Raw genomic sequence first — 16496 nt, forward strand, 5'->3', positions numbered from 1 at the left:
CCGCGCTGGCGCTACGGGAGGCGCGAACCCAGGCATTTTCCGATGCTTTCTACCTCATCATGATAGTTTTTTTACTTGCCGCGCTGCTGGTTCCCTTGATGAAAAAGCCGCCGGCACACTGATACTACAGGAGAGTTAACTATGGGCGTTTCCGTTAAACGCATTGTCGTCACCGGGATGGGGATTGTCAGCCCGCTGGGCTGCGGCGTACAGCACGTCTGGCAGTCGCTGCTGGCAGGAAAGTCAGGGATCACCCGACTCAGCGAGCAGCTGGTCGCGGATATTCCCTGCAAAGTGGCCGGCCAGGTGCCGTCCATTGACAGCGATCCGCTGCACGGCTTCGACCCGCTGGCGACCATCCCGGCGAAAGAGCGCAAAAAGATGGATCGCTTTATTGAGTTTGCGCTGGTCGCCGCCCGCGAAGCGCTGGCCCAGGCCGGTTGGTCGCCAGCATCCGAGGCCGAACAGGAACGTACCGCCACGGTGATCGCCACCGGGATCGGCGGGTTCAGCGAGATCGCCAATGCGGTACATACCACCGATGAACGCGGGCCGCGTCGTCTCTCGCCGTTCACTATCCCCTCTTTTCTGGCCAACCTGGCCGCCGGGCATGTGTCTATCGCCCACGGCTTCCGGGGCCCCATCGGCGCGCCGGTCACCGCCTGCGCAGCGGGTGCCCAGGCCATCGGCGATGCAGCGCGGATGATCCGCAGCGGCGAGGCGGATATTGCCCTCTGCGGCGGCGCGGAAGCGGCAATTCATCGCGTTAGCCTGGCCGGGTTTGCCGCGGCAAGGGCGCTGTCCAGCGCCTCCAGCGACCAGCCGGAAAGCGCTTCCCGCCCCTTTGACCGTGACCGCGATGGTTTTGTGATGGGAGAAGGCGCCGGGCTTATCGTGATCGAGTCGCTGGAGCACGCGCTGGCGCGCGGCGCCACGCCGCTGGCCGAGCTGGTCGGCTACGGCACCAGCGCAGATGCTTATCACCTGACCGCGGGCCCGGAAGACGGGAACGGCGCACGTCGGGCCATGGAGACCGCAATTCGCCAGGCCGGGGTGACCGTCGACGAGATTGACCATATCAATGCCCACGCCACCTCGACGCAGGTCGGTGATAAAGGTGAGCTGGCGGCGATTAAAACGCTGTTTGGCGCGCATCCGGTCGCCATTACCTCGACGAAATCCGCCACCGGCCATCTGTTAGGCGCGGCCGGCGGGATCGAGGCCATCTTCACCATTCAGGCCCTGCGTGACCAGGTGGTGCCGCCGACGCTGAACCTGCATCACCCCGATGAAGACGCGGCAGGCATGAACCTGGTGGCGCTGCAGGCCCGCCCGCAGAAGATGCGTTATGCGCTGTCGAACGGTTTTGGCTTTGGCGGCGTTAACGCCAGCCTGCTGCTGAAACGCTGGCAATAATCGTCAGCTCCCCCGGGGTACTGGCCGACGGGGGATTTCCACCGTTGCGGCTTTTGCCCAGCTGCTGGAGTAAATCAAGTACAGCGCGATACCCGTGGAGACAATGGCGCCGATTCGGCTCATCGAGAATGGAATCGACGCATTGTCCAGCCAGCCGAAGTTATCGATCAAGGTCAGTTTTGAGCGAAGAACGGACCACACTATCTAAAGAATGATATCGCCTATTATGTTGGGACCGCTCATGTTAAAAAAGGGATAGCTTTTCTTTTCATTGACGATAACGAAGGAATTTTCATGGTTGAGGTTGAGGAAATAAAAAAGAAATATCCCGGCGCAGATGCCTGGCAAATGGGTGACAGTCCGCAACTGGCTAACGAGCTTGCTGACCTGATCAAAAAAGGGATCAAAACGGCCTCTTGCGGATCTTTTGCCTCTTACCAGCAGGAAGAATCCGCCCCGAGAATCGGGAGTTATAACATTATTCTTGATGGTCAGAATGTTCCAGTTTGCGTGATCAGACTGATTTCGATGCAGCTGGTTCGTTTTTGTGATGTCACTGAAGCGTTCGCCCGCAAAGAAGGTGAAGGCGATTTAAGCCTTGAATACTGGAAGAAAGAGCATCAGAGATTTTTCAGCTCTGAAGGTCATTTTTCTGAAGATATGGAGTTGATCGCAGAAGAATTTGAAGTGGTTGAGGTGCTGTAAGGCAAGGTCAACGGGCTGACGTTTTATCACTGGCCACTCATAACACTGTTCGCTTCTGGCGCGGAGCGGACAAGCTGTCGAGCTAAAGGTCCGCATTGAGCAAGGTGCTGACGTGCCAGCTATAATTGGTAATAAAGTGAGAGTAGAACTATTCTGATTTGTTTAAAAAAACATTTTTACATCCAAGGGCAAAATATTTTTTATGCTATCTTACATGCTATCTCAATATGCCAGGCTACCTGTGCCTGAAGTTACTCTACATTCATGGTTAAAACAATGGTTGTCAGAGCAGGAATCGAGGTGTACAGACAGAAGTTTCTCGGCGCGATTTCCCTGGAGAGAAACTGGATTATGTCAGGAATATTTTTTACAACGAAAACTCAAAATTGATGGAAAGCAATTTCTTACTGGCCCCCGTTATCAGGGCGGAAATATTAACAAACCTTTTATTGATATTGTAGGTATGGATTCTGACCTAAATCATACTGCATTAGGGAAGGTGCGAACAAGTTCCTGATATGAGATCATCATATTCATCCGGAGCGCATCCCAGAGGGACATCATGAGCCATCAACTCACCTTCGCCGATAGTGAATTCAGCACTAAGCGCCGTCAGACCCGAAAAGAGATTTTCCTCTCCCGCATGGAGCAGATTCTGCCATGGCAAAACATGGTGGAAGTCATCGAGCCGTTTTATCCCAAGGCGGGCAATGGCCGACGGCCCTATCCGCTGGAGACCATGCTGCGTATTCACTGCATGCAGCATTGGTACAACCTGAGCGACGGTGCCATGGAAGATGCCCTGTACGAAATCGCCTCCATGCGCCTGTTTGCCCGATTATCCCTGGATAGCGCCCTGCCGGATCGCACCACCATCATGAATTTCCGCCACCTGCTCGAGCAGCATCAACTGGCCCGTCAATTGTTCAAGACCATCAATCGCTGGCTGGCCGAAGCAGGCGTCATGATGACCCAAGGCACTTTGGTGGATGCCACCATCATTGAGGCACCCAGCTCTACCAAGAACAAAGAGCAGCAACGCGATCCGGAGATGCATCAGACCAAGAAAGGCAATCAGTGGCACTTTGGCATGAAGGCCCACATTGGTGTCGATGCCAAGAGTGGCCTGACCCACAGCCTAGTCACCACCGCGGCCAACGAGCATGACCTCAATCAGCTGGGTAATCTGCTTCATGGAGAGGAGCAATTTGTCTCAGCCGATGCCGGCTACCAAGGAGCGCCACAGCGCGAGGAGCTGGCCGAGGTGGATGTGGACTGGCTGATCGCCGAGCGTCCCGGCAAGGTAAAAACCTTGAAGCAGCATCCGCGCAAGAACAAAACGGCCATCAACATCGAATACATGAAAGCCAGCATCCGTGCCAGGGTGGAGCACCCGTTTCGCATCATCAAGCGGCNGTTCGGCTTCGTGAAAGCCAGATACANAGGGNTGCTGAAAAACGATAACCAACTGGCGATGTTATTCACCCTGGCCAACCTGTTTCGGGTGGACCAAATGATACGTCAGTGGGAGAGATCTCAGTAAAAACCGGAAATAACGCCAGAAATGGTGGAAAAAATAGCCTAAATAGGCTGATTCGATGTGTTTGCGGGAAAAAAATCGGCCCAGATCCGCGAAATTTTAATCAGCGAGTCAGCTTGGGAAGAAATGACCTGCTTATTCGCACCTTCCTTAACTCATTCCGATTCGGAACTATCTTTGTATATGGGTACAATTATTCCGGAGAATATCCCCTCGATGAAAACTGCAGAAAGAGCGGGACGAACTTGCATCCTAAGTTATCAATTTCTACCCATCTGCAGAACCCACGACTAACAGCAATGCTAATTTATCTTCAGCCTACTTCCGCTTTTGGCACACAGGAGATGTCCAGGGCCCGGGAGTACTCCCCTGGACGCATTAATGGGCAGGATGTGATTGTTGCGCAGGCTATCATATGGCCTGAGGTACAGCAGAATCAGGCTTCGTAGCAATGAGTCGGCTCACAGCGTCCGGAATCCACCACCCGGTGCCGTAAATCACCGCAAGGTCTGTCATAAGGTAATTTCATCACACATCGCGACACCTTTTTTCTTCATGCAAGCCTTCTCTTTCACGGTTTGTCAGAACTGTGGACCGCAGTAATCTCCACTCCGTGCTTTAATCAATGAGAGTGTGTCGGGTGCAAATTAAACTACCTTTCTCAACAGCAAAGGCGGGATATCCCTGCCCTCGCAGGGTTTCTGCGTCTGGTAATATGCCCATGACAGTCTCAAAGACCGCTTTGAGGGTTTCCCGGTTTAAGGCACATAATCGCGTGGCGTTGCCCCCAAAATGCAGCGAAAAGCAGCGGTAAAGGCCGCCGGGCATGAGAAACCAAGCTGGTAAGCGACCTGTTTGATTGGAACACCGTTCGCGAGAAGATCCAACGAAGCGCAAATTCTGGCTCTCTGCTTCCATGTTCTTAAACTAAAGCCTGTATCCTTCATAAACAATCGGGAAAAGGTCCGTTCCGACATGGCCGACATAAAAGCCAGCTCGCTCAGCGATGCTTCCCAGCGCTGATTGACCAGTAGCGATCTGGCCGCGCTGAATAATCGCTCATCATTCGGCATGGGAAGCGCCATCGTTAAAGGTGGAGCCTCGCTGAGAATTTCCAGAAGCAACAACGCTATCTTCCGTTGACTCGGTCTGGCGTAGTCCTCACTGAACAGCCCAGCGATAAGCTCTTTGACTAAGGGCGTAGCCGTGATCACATGCACCTGTTGACTCTTCGTAAAGCTCGTACATTCTGCGATAAGGCTACTGCTGAAATAGATCGCCCTGAGATCGGTTTGTGAAAGCAGATGATAACTATGGATATGCAGAGGCGGTAGCCATAATGCCCGTTGAGGAGGGATCACCCAACGGTCGCTCTCTGTTTGCACCAGCATAACCCCTCTGGTGGCGAAGAGTAGCTGCCCCTCAACATGATGATGGGGAGGATCTGCCTCGCCGCGTTGATAGCTTATCGCAGTACTGGACCAGCCTGTGGCTTCATCATGTCTTGGCGCTTTATCTATACTACCTGGCATTTCAGATTTAGCCCCTGCCATTATCATATCGAAACTGGAACCACCCGGAGTAGAGCCTTAGGCAATGGGTGCGTGACTTATCATCCTGATCATCAAAGATATTACAGGAGCTTAACCTCATGCGTGTACACTTTATCGTACATGAAAGTTTTGAAGCCCCGGGCGCATATGAAACCTGGGCAATAAACCAGGGTCATGATGTAACTTACTCACGCGTCTATGCAGGCGATCGGCTACCTGATGACGCCGTAGGCATCGATTTTCTTATCGTTATGGGCGGTCCGCAAGATCCTGACACCACGCTTGAAGCGTGCCCGCACTTTAATGCTAAAGCGGAACAGGCGCTGATTGCTTCCGCGGTTAAAACCGGTAAGGCGGTGATCGGTATCTGCCTGGGTTCACAGCTCATTGGTGAAGCGCTGGGCGCGCCGTTCTCTCATAGCCCGGAAAAAGAGATTGGTAAATTCCCGATCACATTGACCGAAGACGGCAGTAAGGATGAGATGTTCTCTCACTTTGGGAAAACACTGGCAGTGGGTCACTGGCATAACGACATGCCAGGTTTGACGCCGGAGGCTAAAATTATTGCTTACAGCGAAGGCTGTCCGCGGCAGATCGTTGCCTATTCAGACCGCGTCTTTGGTTTCCAGTGCCACATGGAGCTCACATTGGACGTTGTAGAACGGCTGATCGCTCATTCTGAGAAAGACCTGAGCCGTGCAGCAGAAAATCGTTTCGTTGACACGCCTGAAGCCCTCCGGGCGCACGATTACAGTGAAATGAACCAAGTGCTTTTTGACTTTCTGCATAAGCTGGAAGCACGTTACAAAGCAGCGCAAGCATAATGTTATGCTCGGTGAGCTTGCCATCGGTTTTGATTTTAATGTCCGCTCCTGGCACAGAGCGGACAAGCTATCTGAGTTGAAGGTCTGATATGAGCGATCAGCGGACGTTGGCTACACTGTTAAACGTCGCAGACTCAGCTTCTGACTGCCAGTTTTTCGCGAGTTGGGCCTTCAAAGTAGATGCTCCTGATATGGCAATTACGGGGTTGAGTCAGCACAAAGCGAATTGTTTCCCAGACTGAACGCCCATTCATCAGACGTTCCCCCATTTTGGGCTGGCTATCGACAAACGCCTCTAACCCTGTCAGCTCGAAATCCGGGGGATACAACCCAGTCACACGTATATTTTCTTTAGACAACTGGTACGAAAGTTTAGTTGTAAACCCGCTAAGCCCGTGTTTACTGGCAAAAAAAGCGGGGTGCGCAATTGAATCTGTAAAATTAGGAATCCCACATGAAGATATAATTGAGACGATATCCGCACTTTCTGAACGTCTTAACCCGGGTAGCAATGCCTGAGTCAGCAGAATAGAACCTGTCAGGCCTGAACTGATAGTATTTATGATTTCTGTGTCTGATTGATCGTCTAACGTTCCTGAAAGCCACTGAGCAGCATTGAGGATTAAAATGTCTATGGGCTTGTCTAAAGTTAACAACTGTGAAGAAAACTGAGAAAGGGATTCAGGTAGGGTTAAATCACAGAGATGCCCTTTCGCCATTCCGCCTTCAGCCGTAATGATACTGCAAGTTTTTTGAATGTCATCAGCGCGCCTCGCGCAAAAATCCACCTCGACGCCTTCTCGCGCTAACCATACGCTCAGCGCCTGACCAAATCCCGTGCCACCACCGGTAATTACAGCTCTTTTACCTCTCAGCATCTTCATCCATCCTTTATTAATGAATAGGGGGGAATGTAGATATATATGAGGAAGCAGATTGACATCTTTCAGTTAGTGCCATTTTTTGACGATAGGGATAAGTTGTACTGCTACATTTCCATCGCGCTCCTGTGGGCATGCAACATCCGCTCCTGGCACTAGTCTGCCGTAAAGGGCAGCTTTAAGGGAGGAGCGGACGAGCTAACGCAGGTGAAGATCCGCTGTGAGCGAAAAGCGGATTTTTGTCGTTCTGTCATCAAAACTGGCGACTTATATTAGGATATCGCAATACCCCTCGCCCTCAGGCTACGTCTGCTTGAATTGATTGCCTCAAGAAGGCGGAGGCGGCTTTCCGCTGATTGCCGCTACGCGCACAGCAGGCGTACCGGTCATTTATGTCAGCGTCGGATTCCGCAANNNNTATCCAGAGGTCAGCAAAAACAACACTATCTTCGCTTCGATTAAGGAGAATGGAGTTTTTATGGCTGATAACGAGAGCACGGCTATTCATCCTGATGTTGCTCCAGCAGAAAATGAAGTCGTCATCGTCAAACGCAGAGTCGGAGCTTTCTCGTTTACTGAACTTGAGATGATCCTTCGTGCTCAAGGCATCGAAAACCTGATTCTTACGGGTGTAACTACCAGTCGTGTGGTGCTTTCCACAGTCGGACAAGCTTTTGATCTGGATTACCGCCTTATCGTTGTGAATGATTATTGCGCAGATCCAGATCCTGACACCAATATGTTTTTACTTAAAAAAGTTCTACCTCAACATGCTTTTGTTACCAGTTCCTCTGAAATATCAAAACCTGGGCATAAAACTATGAATTTCTGACGTCAAAAAACGGGAGGATATAACCGGGGATCCCCAGTCATCTGAACGTCCGCTCCTGGTGGCGATNGTCAGCATCATGTCTGGCCCAGGAGAAATCTCCAGAAGCGTCAGTGCGAGAAGGAAAGTCATAAACGTTTCGATGAAAGGCATCCTGGTAGAGTCCGAAAACATATTTCCGCTATGTAACCTCCGTTCGATGCGGGCAAGAAGCGGACGTTGTACTTCAATCATCATCGATTTGAATGACAGCAAGGTAACGGCTAATCCAGGTGACGTAAATGTGTCGCGATCCCCCAGCTTAGAACGGTACAGCTTCCATTAATCAGCTCGAAAACGGCGTAACTCGCATTGGGTTGTGCATAGCGGTGAAAATCATCCACAGATCCACTTTTTAATGTCGCAAGCACGCCCTGAATGACCTGCCCGTGAGACACAATACATATTGTTCGATGATGATGTTTTTTTTCCAGACTGGATAAAAAATGTATCATTCGCTGCGAAGCATCTGAGAGAGACTCACCCCCTGGCGGACAATACTCTGCATCCAGGGTGAATAATGCTTCTGCGGCGTCCGGATTATTTTGCAGCAGCGCTACGGTTGTCATGCCTTCAAACTGACCAAAAGCCTGTTCTTTCAGAGCCGGTTCAGCTATCAGTGAACAATAAAGACGCTCAGCCAGGCGCTGTCCCATTTGCCAGGCCCGGCCAAGTGGAGACGCGTAAACACATTCTACCCGGTAATCACTCTCTGCAAACGCTGCCAATAAAGCTGATGTTTGACGCTCCCCACGAAGCGTCAATGCGCTATCACTGTGTCCCTGAATAATATTTTTTACATTCCATTCTGTTTCCGCGTGTCGAACCAGTATCACTTGCATCATTGCAGGGTCACATAAGCCGTTATTTGAAATGTTATCATCTAAAAACCCTCCTTTGATATGCAGGCAAGTTCTCAGCTCTCGACGAAAAACAGGAACAAGCGTAGCTGATAATGGTTATGTTCAGCTTCAGAAGTGACGTAGTTATCGACGTTAACGTCTGCTCTGGCACAGAGCGAACGCTTCCCCTTGTCGACGCGAAAAGCAACTCTGCCCATGCCTCTATCTCAGTAAAACCTGAATCAGCTGCACGACGATATACACTCCCGCTACCACCTGTATGATTCGAAACCCCCATCTCAGATAGCGCCATTGATAACGTTCGCTGGCATCAGCGGCTTCAATCGCGGGATCATAGCGTTTTCTTTTCCTGGTTCTGAAGGTATCGAATCCCCACAGGACGAGAAGAATGATGATGATGATTTTTTCAACGATAAGATGGTTCACAAAGAGAGACTCCGGTCTTCTCACGGTTACAGGCAGAATAGATAAACCGCCTGGATGTAGCCACCACTAAATGTAGGGGTACCTGAAGACGAAGCCAGGCCTTCCTGGATTTTCTGTCTTATGACCGCGTAAACGCATAGCAACGCCATAAAAGCGACATTCATTTCCGACACATGCTGCCGGAGTCCCCTTCCCCGACGCATCAGGCTGGGTGATAAAACGACGGCGGCTGCCCGGTCACGCGGCGGAACATGGTGGCGAAAGAGGACGCATTGTCGTATCCAAGGGATAATGCCACTTCGTTCACCGGTTTGCCTGCTATCAACCATGCCAGGGCGCTCACCACGCAGGCTCGCTGTCGCCAGGCGGAAAACGACAGGCCCAACTGCTTCAGGAAATGGCGGCGAAAGGTACTAGGACTCATAAACAGCGCCCTGGCCCAGCGCGCCGCAGGATCATGGATAGAGGGGTTAAGCAAAAAAGCCTGACAAAGCGCCAGCAGCGCCGGATGCTGCGGCAACGGAATGTCAAATTCGCGGACCGGCATGGCGGCCAGTTCCAGCAACATCAACTGTATCAGCGTGCGATCGCGTGGGCTGTCGTACAACGGTGGTAAATCCACAGCCTCAAGCAGTAGCTGGCGCAACAGCGGCGAGACGCTGATCACTTCGCAACGACGGTATTTAATCAAAGCGGCCACACAATCTGGCTCAATATACAAGCTACGCGTGGTCACCCCTGCAAATCTGACGGCATGCACGGTTTCAGGGGGGATCCAGACAGCGTGTTGCGGAGGAACCACCCATTCTCCGTCCTGCGTAGTGACATACATCAGTCCGGTCGCGCCATACAGCAGCTGTGCGCGACGATGCTGGTGCGGGGGCAGGATAAATCCCTGCGCATAGTCATTACCTAACGCCACCACATCACGATCGAGTCGATCGACCTCGTCAATTTTTACGTTGCGCACACCTGCCTCCCTCTGACCGATTTACAAAGGTAATTGAGCGCTACGCAAATGGGAAGCAGTACGCGACCGGTATAAGCTGCTCGCTCATTTTCAGGTCGGGGATACTCTCTTGAATGAGATCGTTATTATTGCGCTGGCAGGCTTTACTACCGGCATTACCACGGTGCTGTTCGGCTTCGGCGGCGGCTTTGTGGTGGTGCCCTTTGTCTATCAACTGATGCTCCGGCAGCCGGCGATTGCGGGCAACGCCATGCATGTCGCGGTGGCTACCTCAACGGCGGTGATGATATTTAACGCCGGCTGGGTCAGCTATCGAAACTGGCGGGCGGGCAGGCTTACCGCGCAGACGCTGTTTCCGTTGTTATGGTTTATTGCCATTGGGGCGGTGGTGGGCTCCTGTCTGGCGGGGATATTGAGCGAGAATATTGTTCGCGCGCTGTTTATTCTCTATATGCTGGCAACCATCAGCGATTGTTTGTTGCGCAAGGGTTTTTTCACGGGCAGCGCTCGGCGTCGCCTGTCCCTGCCAGTGGTCACCGGCGGCGGTGTGATTATCGGTACGATCGCCGCATTGCTGGGCGTGGGCGGCAGCGTCATGACTGTGCCCCTGCTACGGCGACACGGGTATGCAATGCAGGAGTGCGTTAGCGCATCCAACCCGCTTTCTTTGCCCGTGGCGCTATGCGGGGCTGTGACCTATGCCGTCATTGGCTGGCACAGTATTCCGCTGAGCGGATTTTTGGGGTTTATCAGCCTGAAAATTTTAGGCCTGCTCGTCCTGACCGGCTGGGCCGGGATAGTGTTTAGCCGCCGGGCAATCCCTGCGGTACCTGATGTATGGTATGCGCGCATCTATGTGCTGCTGCTGTGCCTGGTACTCCTCGCCATGCTTATTCAATAATCAAATTACATTCTGGTAAACCGGTGTAACAGACGCGGCCGGGCGGAGCCCTCTCCCTGGAGAGAGGGCCAGGTTCAGGGGCAACAAGCTACCCGCGATACGGATGGGTTTCGCGCCAGTGGTCGGCAATCTGCTGCCGGGTGCAGACCCACACCTTGTCGTGCTGCTGGATATAGTCAAGGAAACGCTGCAGCGCGCGGAAACGGCCCGGGCGCCCCAGCAGCCGGCAGTGCATTCCCACGGACATCATCTTCGGCGCGGTTTCACCCTCGGCGTACAGCACGTCAAAGCTGTCTTTCAGATAGGTATAAAACTGCTCCGCGGTGTTGAATCCCTGGGCGGTGGCGAAGCGCATGTCGTTGGCGTCGAGGGTATAAGGCACGATCAGGTGCGGCCGCTGGCTGCCGTCGCTGCAGGTCACTTCGCTCCAGAAAGGTAAATCATCGCCGTAATAATCGCTGTCGTAGTCAAAGCCGCCGTGCTCCACCACCAGCTGGCGGGTGTTAGGGCTGTCGCGGCCGGTATACCAGCCGGTGGGCGGTTTGCCGAACAGGTCGGTCAGCACCTGCACCGCTTTGCGCAGATGCTCGCGCTCCTCGGCAATATCCATGTGCTGATAGTGGATCCAGCGCCAGCCGTGGCTGACCACATCGTAATCCGCGGCCTTGATCGCCGCCACAATCTCCGGATGCCGCGCCAGCGCCATCGCCACGCCGAAGACCGTCAACGGCAGCCCGCGCTGGCTGAACTCGCGATGGATGCGCCAGAACCCTGCCCGGCTGCCGTACTCATAGAGTGAATCCATCGACATATGGCGCGCCGGGTAGCTGGCGGCGCCGATAATATCGGACAGGAACTGTTCCGAACCCGCATCGCCATGCAGGACGTGATTCTCCGCGCCTTCCTCATAGTTGAGGACGAACTGCACCGCGATCCGCGCCCCGCCCGGCCAGCGCGCGTGCGGCGGCTCCCCTGCATAACCTCGCAGATCGCGAGGATAGTGTTCCTGGTTCTCTCCCATCTCCTGCCCCTTTTAAAATGGATTTAACGACTGAAACTGTCCGCTTAACGCTTTTTTCTCCGGGAACGCTAAGTCCCCATGCTTGCTGGTCGCCAGGCCCAGCGCGACCAGCGACTCCACCATCTTCACCGCCGCGCTGACGCCATCGATCACCGGCACCCGCAGCTCGCGGGTCAGCTCCTGCGCCAGGGTCGCCATCCCGCCGCAGCCAAGAACAATCGCCCCGCTGCCATCCTCTTTCAGAGCGCGAATGCAGCGCTCACGCACTTTCTCCTGCGCCAGGCCACTGCCGTCTTCCAGCGCCAGCACCGGCAAGTCAATGGCGTGCAGCGCCGCGCAGTGTTGATGAAATCCGTACTGGTGCAGCAAATGACGGGCGATGATCAGCGTGCGCGGCAGCGTGGTCACAATGGAGAAACGGGTGGCGACCATCGTCGCCATATGCATTGCCGCCTCCGCGATACCGATCACCGGCCCCTGGGCCAGCTCCCGCGCCGCCAGCAGCCCCGGGTCGCCGAAGCAGGCGATCACATGCCCATCCACCCCCTGCTCGCGTCCGGCCCTGATCTGCTCCAGCACGCCGACCGCCGCGATGGCTTCGTCAAAGTGGCCCTCAATTGACGGCACCCCGGCGCGGGGACAGACCGCAAGGATCTCGGTGCCCGGCGCAGCGACCGCACGCGCGGCGGCGCCTATCGTTTCGGTCATCGCCAGGCTGGTGTTGGGGTTAATCACTTGTATACGAACGGAAGACATCACGACTCCTTGTGGCCGGCGAACAGCCGGGAAAAATCGGGCAGGCTGACGCCATCGCGCTCGAAGCACAGGCTGGCGACAATATGATCAAAATGGTGCATCAGCGCCTCGCTGAGCGGCTGCAGGGCTTTATCCCGCAGCAAACCGACCAGCTGCTGGTGATCGTCGCAACGGCAGCCCTGTCGCCAGGGGGCGCCCCAGGCGGCAATCACTAAAGAGGAGCGCTGGCTGAGGCGGGTCACCATCTCGGTGAGCACCGGGTTGCCGGAGATAGCCTGCAGCTGAATATGAAAGTCAGCGGAGTGGCGGATCGCCGCCGGGCCGTCGTGCGTCGCATGGGCCTGCTGTTCACGCTGAATAATGTTCTCCAGCGCCGCCAGATGCGGCGGCTGACAGCGCGCGATCACATCGGGGAGATTGGCGACCTCGAGCAGCGCCCGGGTGCGAAAGATCGCCTGGGACTCTTCCACGCTCGGGCTGGTGACGTGTGCACCACGTTTGGGCGTCAACGTGACCAGTTGCACAGCGGCGAGTCGTTGCAGCACCTTTCTGATGCCGGTGCGGCTCACGGCGAACACCTCCGCCAGCGCCTCTTCCGGCAGTTTGCTGCCCGGCGGCAGCTGATGTTCGACGATAGCCGTCATCAGCGCCTGGTAAATGCTTTCGTCCTTGTCCTGCAGCGCTGGCGCGGCCTGGAGACGATGTTCATTATTCATTAACCCACTCCGGTTTCACTTATCGATAGCAGATCGTATACATAAAATTTAATTTTTGTATACAAGATTCATCATTCTGGCCTGGATCCTGCAATAGCCTCAGCAATCCATATCAAAGGGTTTTCATTCAGAGGAGCAGGTTTCATGCCACATTCATCCCACACGCAGCAGACGAAGACTCACAAGGCGGCCGCCGGCTACAGTCCGCGGCTATGTAATGACGATCTGGCGCCGACCCGCGACCAGAACTGGAGCTGGTACAATATCTTTTCATTCTGGATGTCGGACGTGCACAGCATGGGCGGCTACGTAGTGGCGGCGAGCTTCTTTACGCTTGGGCTGGCCAGCTGGCAGGTTCTGCTCTGCCTGCTGGTGGGCATCTGTATTGTCCAGCTGTGCGCCAACCTGGTGGCGAAGCCGAGCCAGATGGCCGGGGTGCCTTATGCGGTGATTTGTCGTCAGGCGTTTGGCGTCTTCGGCGCCAATATCCCGGCGGTGATCCGCGGGCTGATCGCCTTTGCCTGGTACGGCATTCAGACCTATCTGGCGGCGAATGCCCTGATGCTGGTCCTGCTCAAGTTCTGGCCCTCCCTTGCCTCGCTAACCAGCAGCAGCTTTCTCGGGCTGTCGCCCCTCGGCTGGCTGTGCTTCGCCACTATGTGGCTGCTGCAGGCGATGGTGTTCTGGCATGGCATGAACGCCATCAAACGCTTTATCGATATCGCTGGTCCGGCGGTTTATGTGGTGATGCTGGCGCTGGCCGGCTGGATTGTATACAAGACTGGTCTGGACGGTATCTCCTTTACCCTCGCCAGCAAATCCCTGAGCGCCGGCGAGCAGACCTGGCAGATGATCACCGCCACGGCGCTGGTGGTCTCCTACTTCTCCGGGCCGCTGCTTAACTTCGGTGACTTTTCCCGCTACGGCAAAAGCATGGGCGAGATCCGCCGCGGTAACCGCTGGGGACTGCCGTTTAACTTTCTGCTATTCTCGGTGGTTACCGTGGTGATTGTCTCCGGCACCCAGTCGCTGTTTGGCAAAATGATCACCGACCCGATCGAAACCGTCAGCCGCGTGGGTAACGATCTGGCGGTGGCCATCGGCCTGCTGACCATGATCACCGCCACCATCGGCATTAATATCGTGGCTAACTTCGTCTCGCCGGCCTTCGATTTTTCCAACTGCGCCCCGCAGAAAATCAGCTTCCGTACCGGCGGGATGATTGCCGCGGTGGGCTCGATACTCCTGACGCCGTGGAACCTGTTTAACTCGCCGGAGCTGATCCACTATACCCTCGACGTGCTGGGCGCCTTTATTGGCCCGCTGTTTGGCATCCTGATCGCCGACTTCTACCTGATCAAACGCGGCCGGGTGTCAGTGGACGATCTGTTTGACGATACGCCGCAGGGTAAATATTGGTACCGCAACGGCTTTAACCCGAAAGCGATTGCCGCCCTGCTGCCGTCGGTGGGCCTGGGGCTGATTATCAGCTTTATTCCGGCCCTGCATGAAGTGGCGAACTTCAGCTGGTTTATCGGCGTCTTCCTCGGCGCCACCACCTACCGCTGGCTGGCTCGCGACGAGCGCGAAGTGCAGGCGAAAGCTGCCTTCCGCTCCGGCGCGGTGGCGCAAAAAGAGTAACCCTCCCCACCTGCCGCGGCGTCNGGCCGCGGCAGGCTGCAAACTGGCACCAATCTTGCTGTTTATCACTATTCCCAGAGCGTTAAGAGAAGGCAGGTTCGATGATGGATTACCAGACCGCGGTGCGCGGTGCATTTTTTGATATCGCCGGCGTGGCGGAGACCCCGGATGAGGTGGCCGCCCAGGCCCGCTATCTCGATGATGGCTTGTTGTTCCTGCAGGAGGGGAAAATTATCGCCCTGCTGCCATGGCAGGAGGGGGAAGCCTTTCTGCATCCCCTGAAGGGCTATGTCGATCTGAGGGGTAAGCTGCTGCTGCCGGGGTTCGTTGATGCCCACGTTCACTATCCGCAGACCGAGATGATCGGCGCCTTTGGCGAACAGCTGCTGGAGTGGCTCACCACCTACACCTTCCCGGTGGAGAGCCAGTTTGCCGATGCGGAGTATGCCCAGGAGATAGCGCAGTTTTTTGTAAATCAATTGATAAGCCATGGCACCACCACCGCGCTGGTGTTTTGTACCCTGCATCCGGCTTCGGTGGAGGCGTTATTCAGCGAAGCGCTGCGTCTGAATATGCGCCTGATCGCCGGGAAAGTGATGATGGATCGCCATGTGCCCGACTACCTGTGCGAAACCGCCGGGGAGAGCTACGAGCAGACCCGGGCGTTGATCCGCCGCTGGCATCAGCGCGGCAGGCTGGGCTATGCCATCACCCCGCGCTTTGCCCCCACCTCGACCCCGGGGTTGCTGGAGGCGGTGCAGCGCCTGCGGGCCGAGTTTCCCGACACCTGGCTGCAGACGCATCTCAGTGAAAACCGGGAGGAGATCGCTTGGGTTAAACAGCTGTGGCCTGAGCATGCGCGCTATCTGGATGTCTATCATCACTATCAGCTCACCGGCGAACGCAGCGTCTTCGCTCACGGGATCCATCTCGATGATGCCGAGTGGCAGTGCCTGCATGACACCGGGTCCGCAGTCGCCTTCTGCCCGACGTCGAATCTGTTTCTCGGCAGCGGGCTGTTCCGCCTGCCCGCCTGCTGGCAGCACCAGGTGCGGATGGGCATCGGCAGCGACGTCGGAGCCGGGACCACCTTCAGCATGCTGCGGACGCTGGGCGAGGCCTACAAGGTAGGACAACTGCAGAGCTATCGCCTGCGCGCCAGCGAGGCCTTCTATCACGCCACCCTCGGCGGGGCGCGCGCCCTGCGGCTGGAGGAGAAAATTGGCAATTTCCAGCCGGGCAAAGAGGCGGATTTTGTGGTGATTGACCCGGCGGTCACCCCGCTGCAGCGCCTGCGCATAGGCCGCTGCCATGACATTTATGAGCAGCTGTTCGTGCTGATGACCCTGGGTGATGAACGCAATATCAGCGAGACGTGGGTGAACGGCGAGCGGGTGTGGTGTCAGGATTGACCC

The 16496-nt window shown here is 55.3% G+C and carries 17 protein-coding genes and 4 pseudogenes; 10 read left to right on the forward strand and 11 right to left on the reverse strand.

Translation table 11 applies throughout. The features are described from left to right. On the forward strand, positions 1-122 hold a 122-nt coding region (locus VZP09_RS08840), incomplete at its 5' end, for a hypothetical protein (RefSeq protein WP_328795478.1). Between the two features lie 19 nt (positions 123-141). Further along, positions 142-1416, forward strand: coding sequence for a beta-ketoacyl-ACP synthase II (gene fabF, locus VZP09_RS08845; protein ID WP_032414963.1), 1275 nt, complete (start codon positions 142-144; stop codon positions 1414-1416). Positions 1417-1419: 3 nt separating this feature from the next. Here fabF and VZP09_RS08850 read toward each other — a convergent pair. After that, positions 1420-1587 (reverse strand): annotated as a pseudogene (locus VZP09_RS08850) (DMT family transporter); the annotation flags it as partial. A 177-nt stretch (positions 1588-1764) separates the two neighbouring features. Between VZP09_RS08850 and VZP09_RS08855 the strand changes: the two are divergent. The 3 genes and pseudogenes from VZP09_RS08855 (at position 1765) to VZP09_RS08865 (ending at position 3664) form a co-directional block, all read left to right on the forward strand. Then, positions 1765-2121, forward strand: coding sequence for an ASCH domain-containing protein (locus tag VZP09_RS08855; RefSeq protein WP_072143287.1), 357 nt, complete (start codon positions 1765-1767; stop codon positions 2119-2121). Positions 2122-2323: 202 nt separating this feature from the next. Then, positions 2324-2614: pseudogene (locus VZP09_RS08860) on the forward strand (hypothetical protein); the annotation flags it as partial. A gap of 69 nt (positions 2615-2683) precedes the next feature. After that, a complete protein-coding gene (locus VZP09_RS08865; RefSeq protein WP_328795052.1) occupies positions 2684-3664 on the forward strand; it encodes an IS5-like element ISKpn26 family transposase in 981 nt (326 codons plus the stop codon). A gap of 755 nt (positions 3665-4419) precedes the next feature. Here the strand turns inward: VZP09_RS08865 and VZP09_RS08875 are convergent. Next, positions 4420-5193, reverse strand: a complete 774-nt coding sequence (locus VZP09_RS08875; RefSeq protein ID WP_023313215.1) for an AraC family transcriptional regulator — start codon at positions 5191-5193, stop codon at positions 4420-4422. 119 nt (positions 5194-5312) lie between these two features. On the opposite strand from VZP09_RS08875, the gene VZP09_RS08880 reads away from it, so the two are divergent. Further along, complete coding sequence (locus tag VZP09_RS08880; protein WP_064277329.1) at positions 5313-6038, forward strand: type 1 glutamine amidotransferase; 726 nt, start codon at positions 5313-5315, stop codon at positions 6036-6038. Between the two features lie 134 nt (positions 6039-6172). Here VZP09_RS08880 and VZP09_RS08885 read toward each other — a convergent pair whose 3' ends face one another. Further along, positions 6173-6922 carry an SDR family oxidoreductase gene (locus VZP09_RS08885; RefSeq protein WP_004189989.1) on the reverse strand — a complete coding sequence of 250 codons (750 nt, stop codon included), beginning with the start codon at positions 6920-6922 and terminating at the stop codon, positions 6173-6175. A gap of 319 nt (positions 6923-7241) precedes the next feature. Here VZP09_RS08885 and VZP09_RS08890 point away from each other — a divergent pair, with 319 nt between their 5' ends. Further along, positions 7242-7751, forward strand: a complete 510-nt coding sequence (locus tag VZP09_RS08890) for an isochorismatase family cysteine hydrolase (protein ID WP_328795053.1) — start codon at positions 7242-7244, stop codon at positions 7749-7751. A 45-nt stretch (positions 7752-7796) separates the two neighbouring features. On the opposite strand, the pseudogene VZP09_RS08895 reads toward VZP09_RS08890, so the two are convergent. The 5 genes and pseudogenes from VZP09_RS08895 to VZP09_RS08915 form a co-directional block, all read right to left on the reverse strand. Continuing rightward, positions 7797-7901: pseudogene (locus tag VZP09_RS08895) on the reverse strand (LysE family translocator); the annotation flags it as partial. 110 nt (positions 7902-8011) lie between these two features. Then, positions 8012-8632: a histidine phosphatase family protein gene (locus VZP09_RS08900; RefSeq protein ID WP_074188176.1), complete on the reverse strand. Its 621-nt coding sequence runs from the start codon at positions 8630-8632 to the stop codon at positions 8012-8014. 71 nt (positions 8633-8703) lie between these two features. Beyond that, positions 8704-8847 (reverse strand): hypothetical protein, encoded by a 144-nt coding sequence (locus VZP09_RS08905; RefSeq protein WP_032416208.1) that lies wholly within the window; start codon positions 8845-8847, stop codon positions 8704-8706. Between the two features lie 4 nt (positions 8848-8851). Further along, the gene (locus VZP09_RS08910; RefSeq protein ID WP_020802866.1) at positions 8852-9076 is read right to left on the reverse strand and encodes a hypothetical protein; all 225 of its coding nucleotides are present in this window, start codon (positions 9074-9076) and stop codon (positions 8852-8854) included. Positions 9077-9278: 202 nt separating this feature from the next. Then, positions 9279-10046, reverse strand: a complete 768-nt coding sequence (locus VZP09_RS08915) for an AraC family transcriptional regulator (RefSeq protein ID WP_004891800.1) — start codon at positions 10044-10046, stop codon at positions 9279-9281. Positions 10047-10155: 109 nt separating this feature from the next. Here VZP09_RS08915 and VZP09_RS08920 point away from each other — a divergent pair, with 109 nt between their 5' ends. Further along, on the forward strand, positions 10156-10947 hold the full coding sequence (locus tag VZP09_RS08920) for a sulfite exporter TauE/SafE family protein (protein WP_021314009.1): 792 nt from the start codon (positions 10156-10158) through the stop codon (positions 10945-10947). An 88-nt stretch (positions 10948-11035) separates the two neighbouring features. On the opposite strand, the gene puuE is transcribed toward VZP09_RS08920, so the two are convergent. The 3 genes and pseudogenes from puuE to VZP09_RS08935 all read right to left on the reverse strand — a co-directional run bounded on the left by puuE (position 11036) and on the right by VZP09_RS08935 (position 13440). Continuing rightward, complete coding sequence (gene puuE, locus VZP09_RS08925) at positions 11036-11968, reverse strand: allantoinase PuuE (protein ID WP_004224949.1); 933 nt, start codon at positions 11966-11968, stop codon at positions 11036-11038. Then, positions 11853-12724, reverse strand: a pseudogene (hpxA, locus tag VZP09_RS08930) (allantoin racemase). The gene puuE and the pseudogene hpxA overlap by 116 nt, the downstream one beginning before the upstream one ends. Beyond that, positions 12724-13440: a GntR family transcriptional regulator gene (locus VZP09_RS08935; protein WP_004176096.1), complete on the reverse strand. Its 717-nt coding sequence runs from the start codon at positions 13438-13440 to the stop codon at positions 12724-12726. Before VZP09_RS08935 ends, hpxA begins: the two are co-directional and overlap by 1 nt. Positions 13441-13584: 144 nt before the next feature. Here VZP09_RS08935 and VZP09_RS08940 point away from each other — a divergent pair, with 144 nt between their 5' ends. Both VZP09_RS08940 and guaD read left to right on the forward strand, forming a co-directional pair. Continuing rightward, a complete protein-coding gene (locus VZP09_RS08940) occupies positions 13585-15081 on the forward strand; it encodes an NCS1 family nucleobase:cation symporter-1 (RefSeq protein ID WP_004176095.1) in 1497 nt (498 codons plus the stop codon). A 101-nt stretch (positions 15082-15182) separates the two neighbouring features. Then, complete coding sequence (gene guaD, locus VZP09_RS08945) at positions 15183-16493, forward strand: guanine deaminase (protein ID WP_004184146.1); 1311 nt, start codon at positions 15183-15185, stop codon at positions 16491-16493. Positions 16494-16496 lie beyond the last annotated feature (3 nt).

It is taken from the genome of Klebsiella sp. EMBS2024 (assembly GCF_036233805.1).
In the GTDB taxonomy this organism is placed as follows: domain Bacteria; phylum Pseudomonadota; class Gammaproteobacteria; order Enterobacterales; family Enterobacteriaceae; genus Klebsiella; species Klebsiella pneumoniae.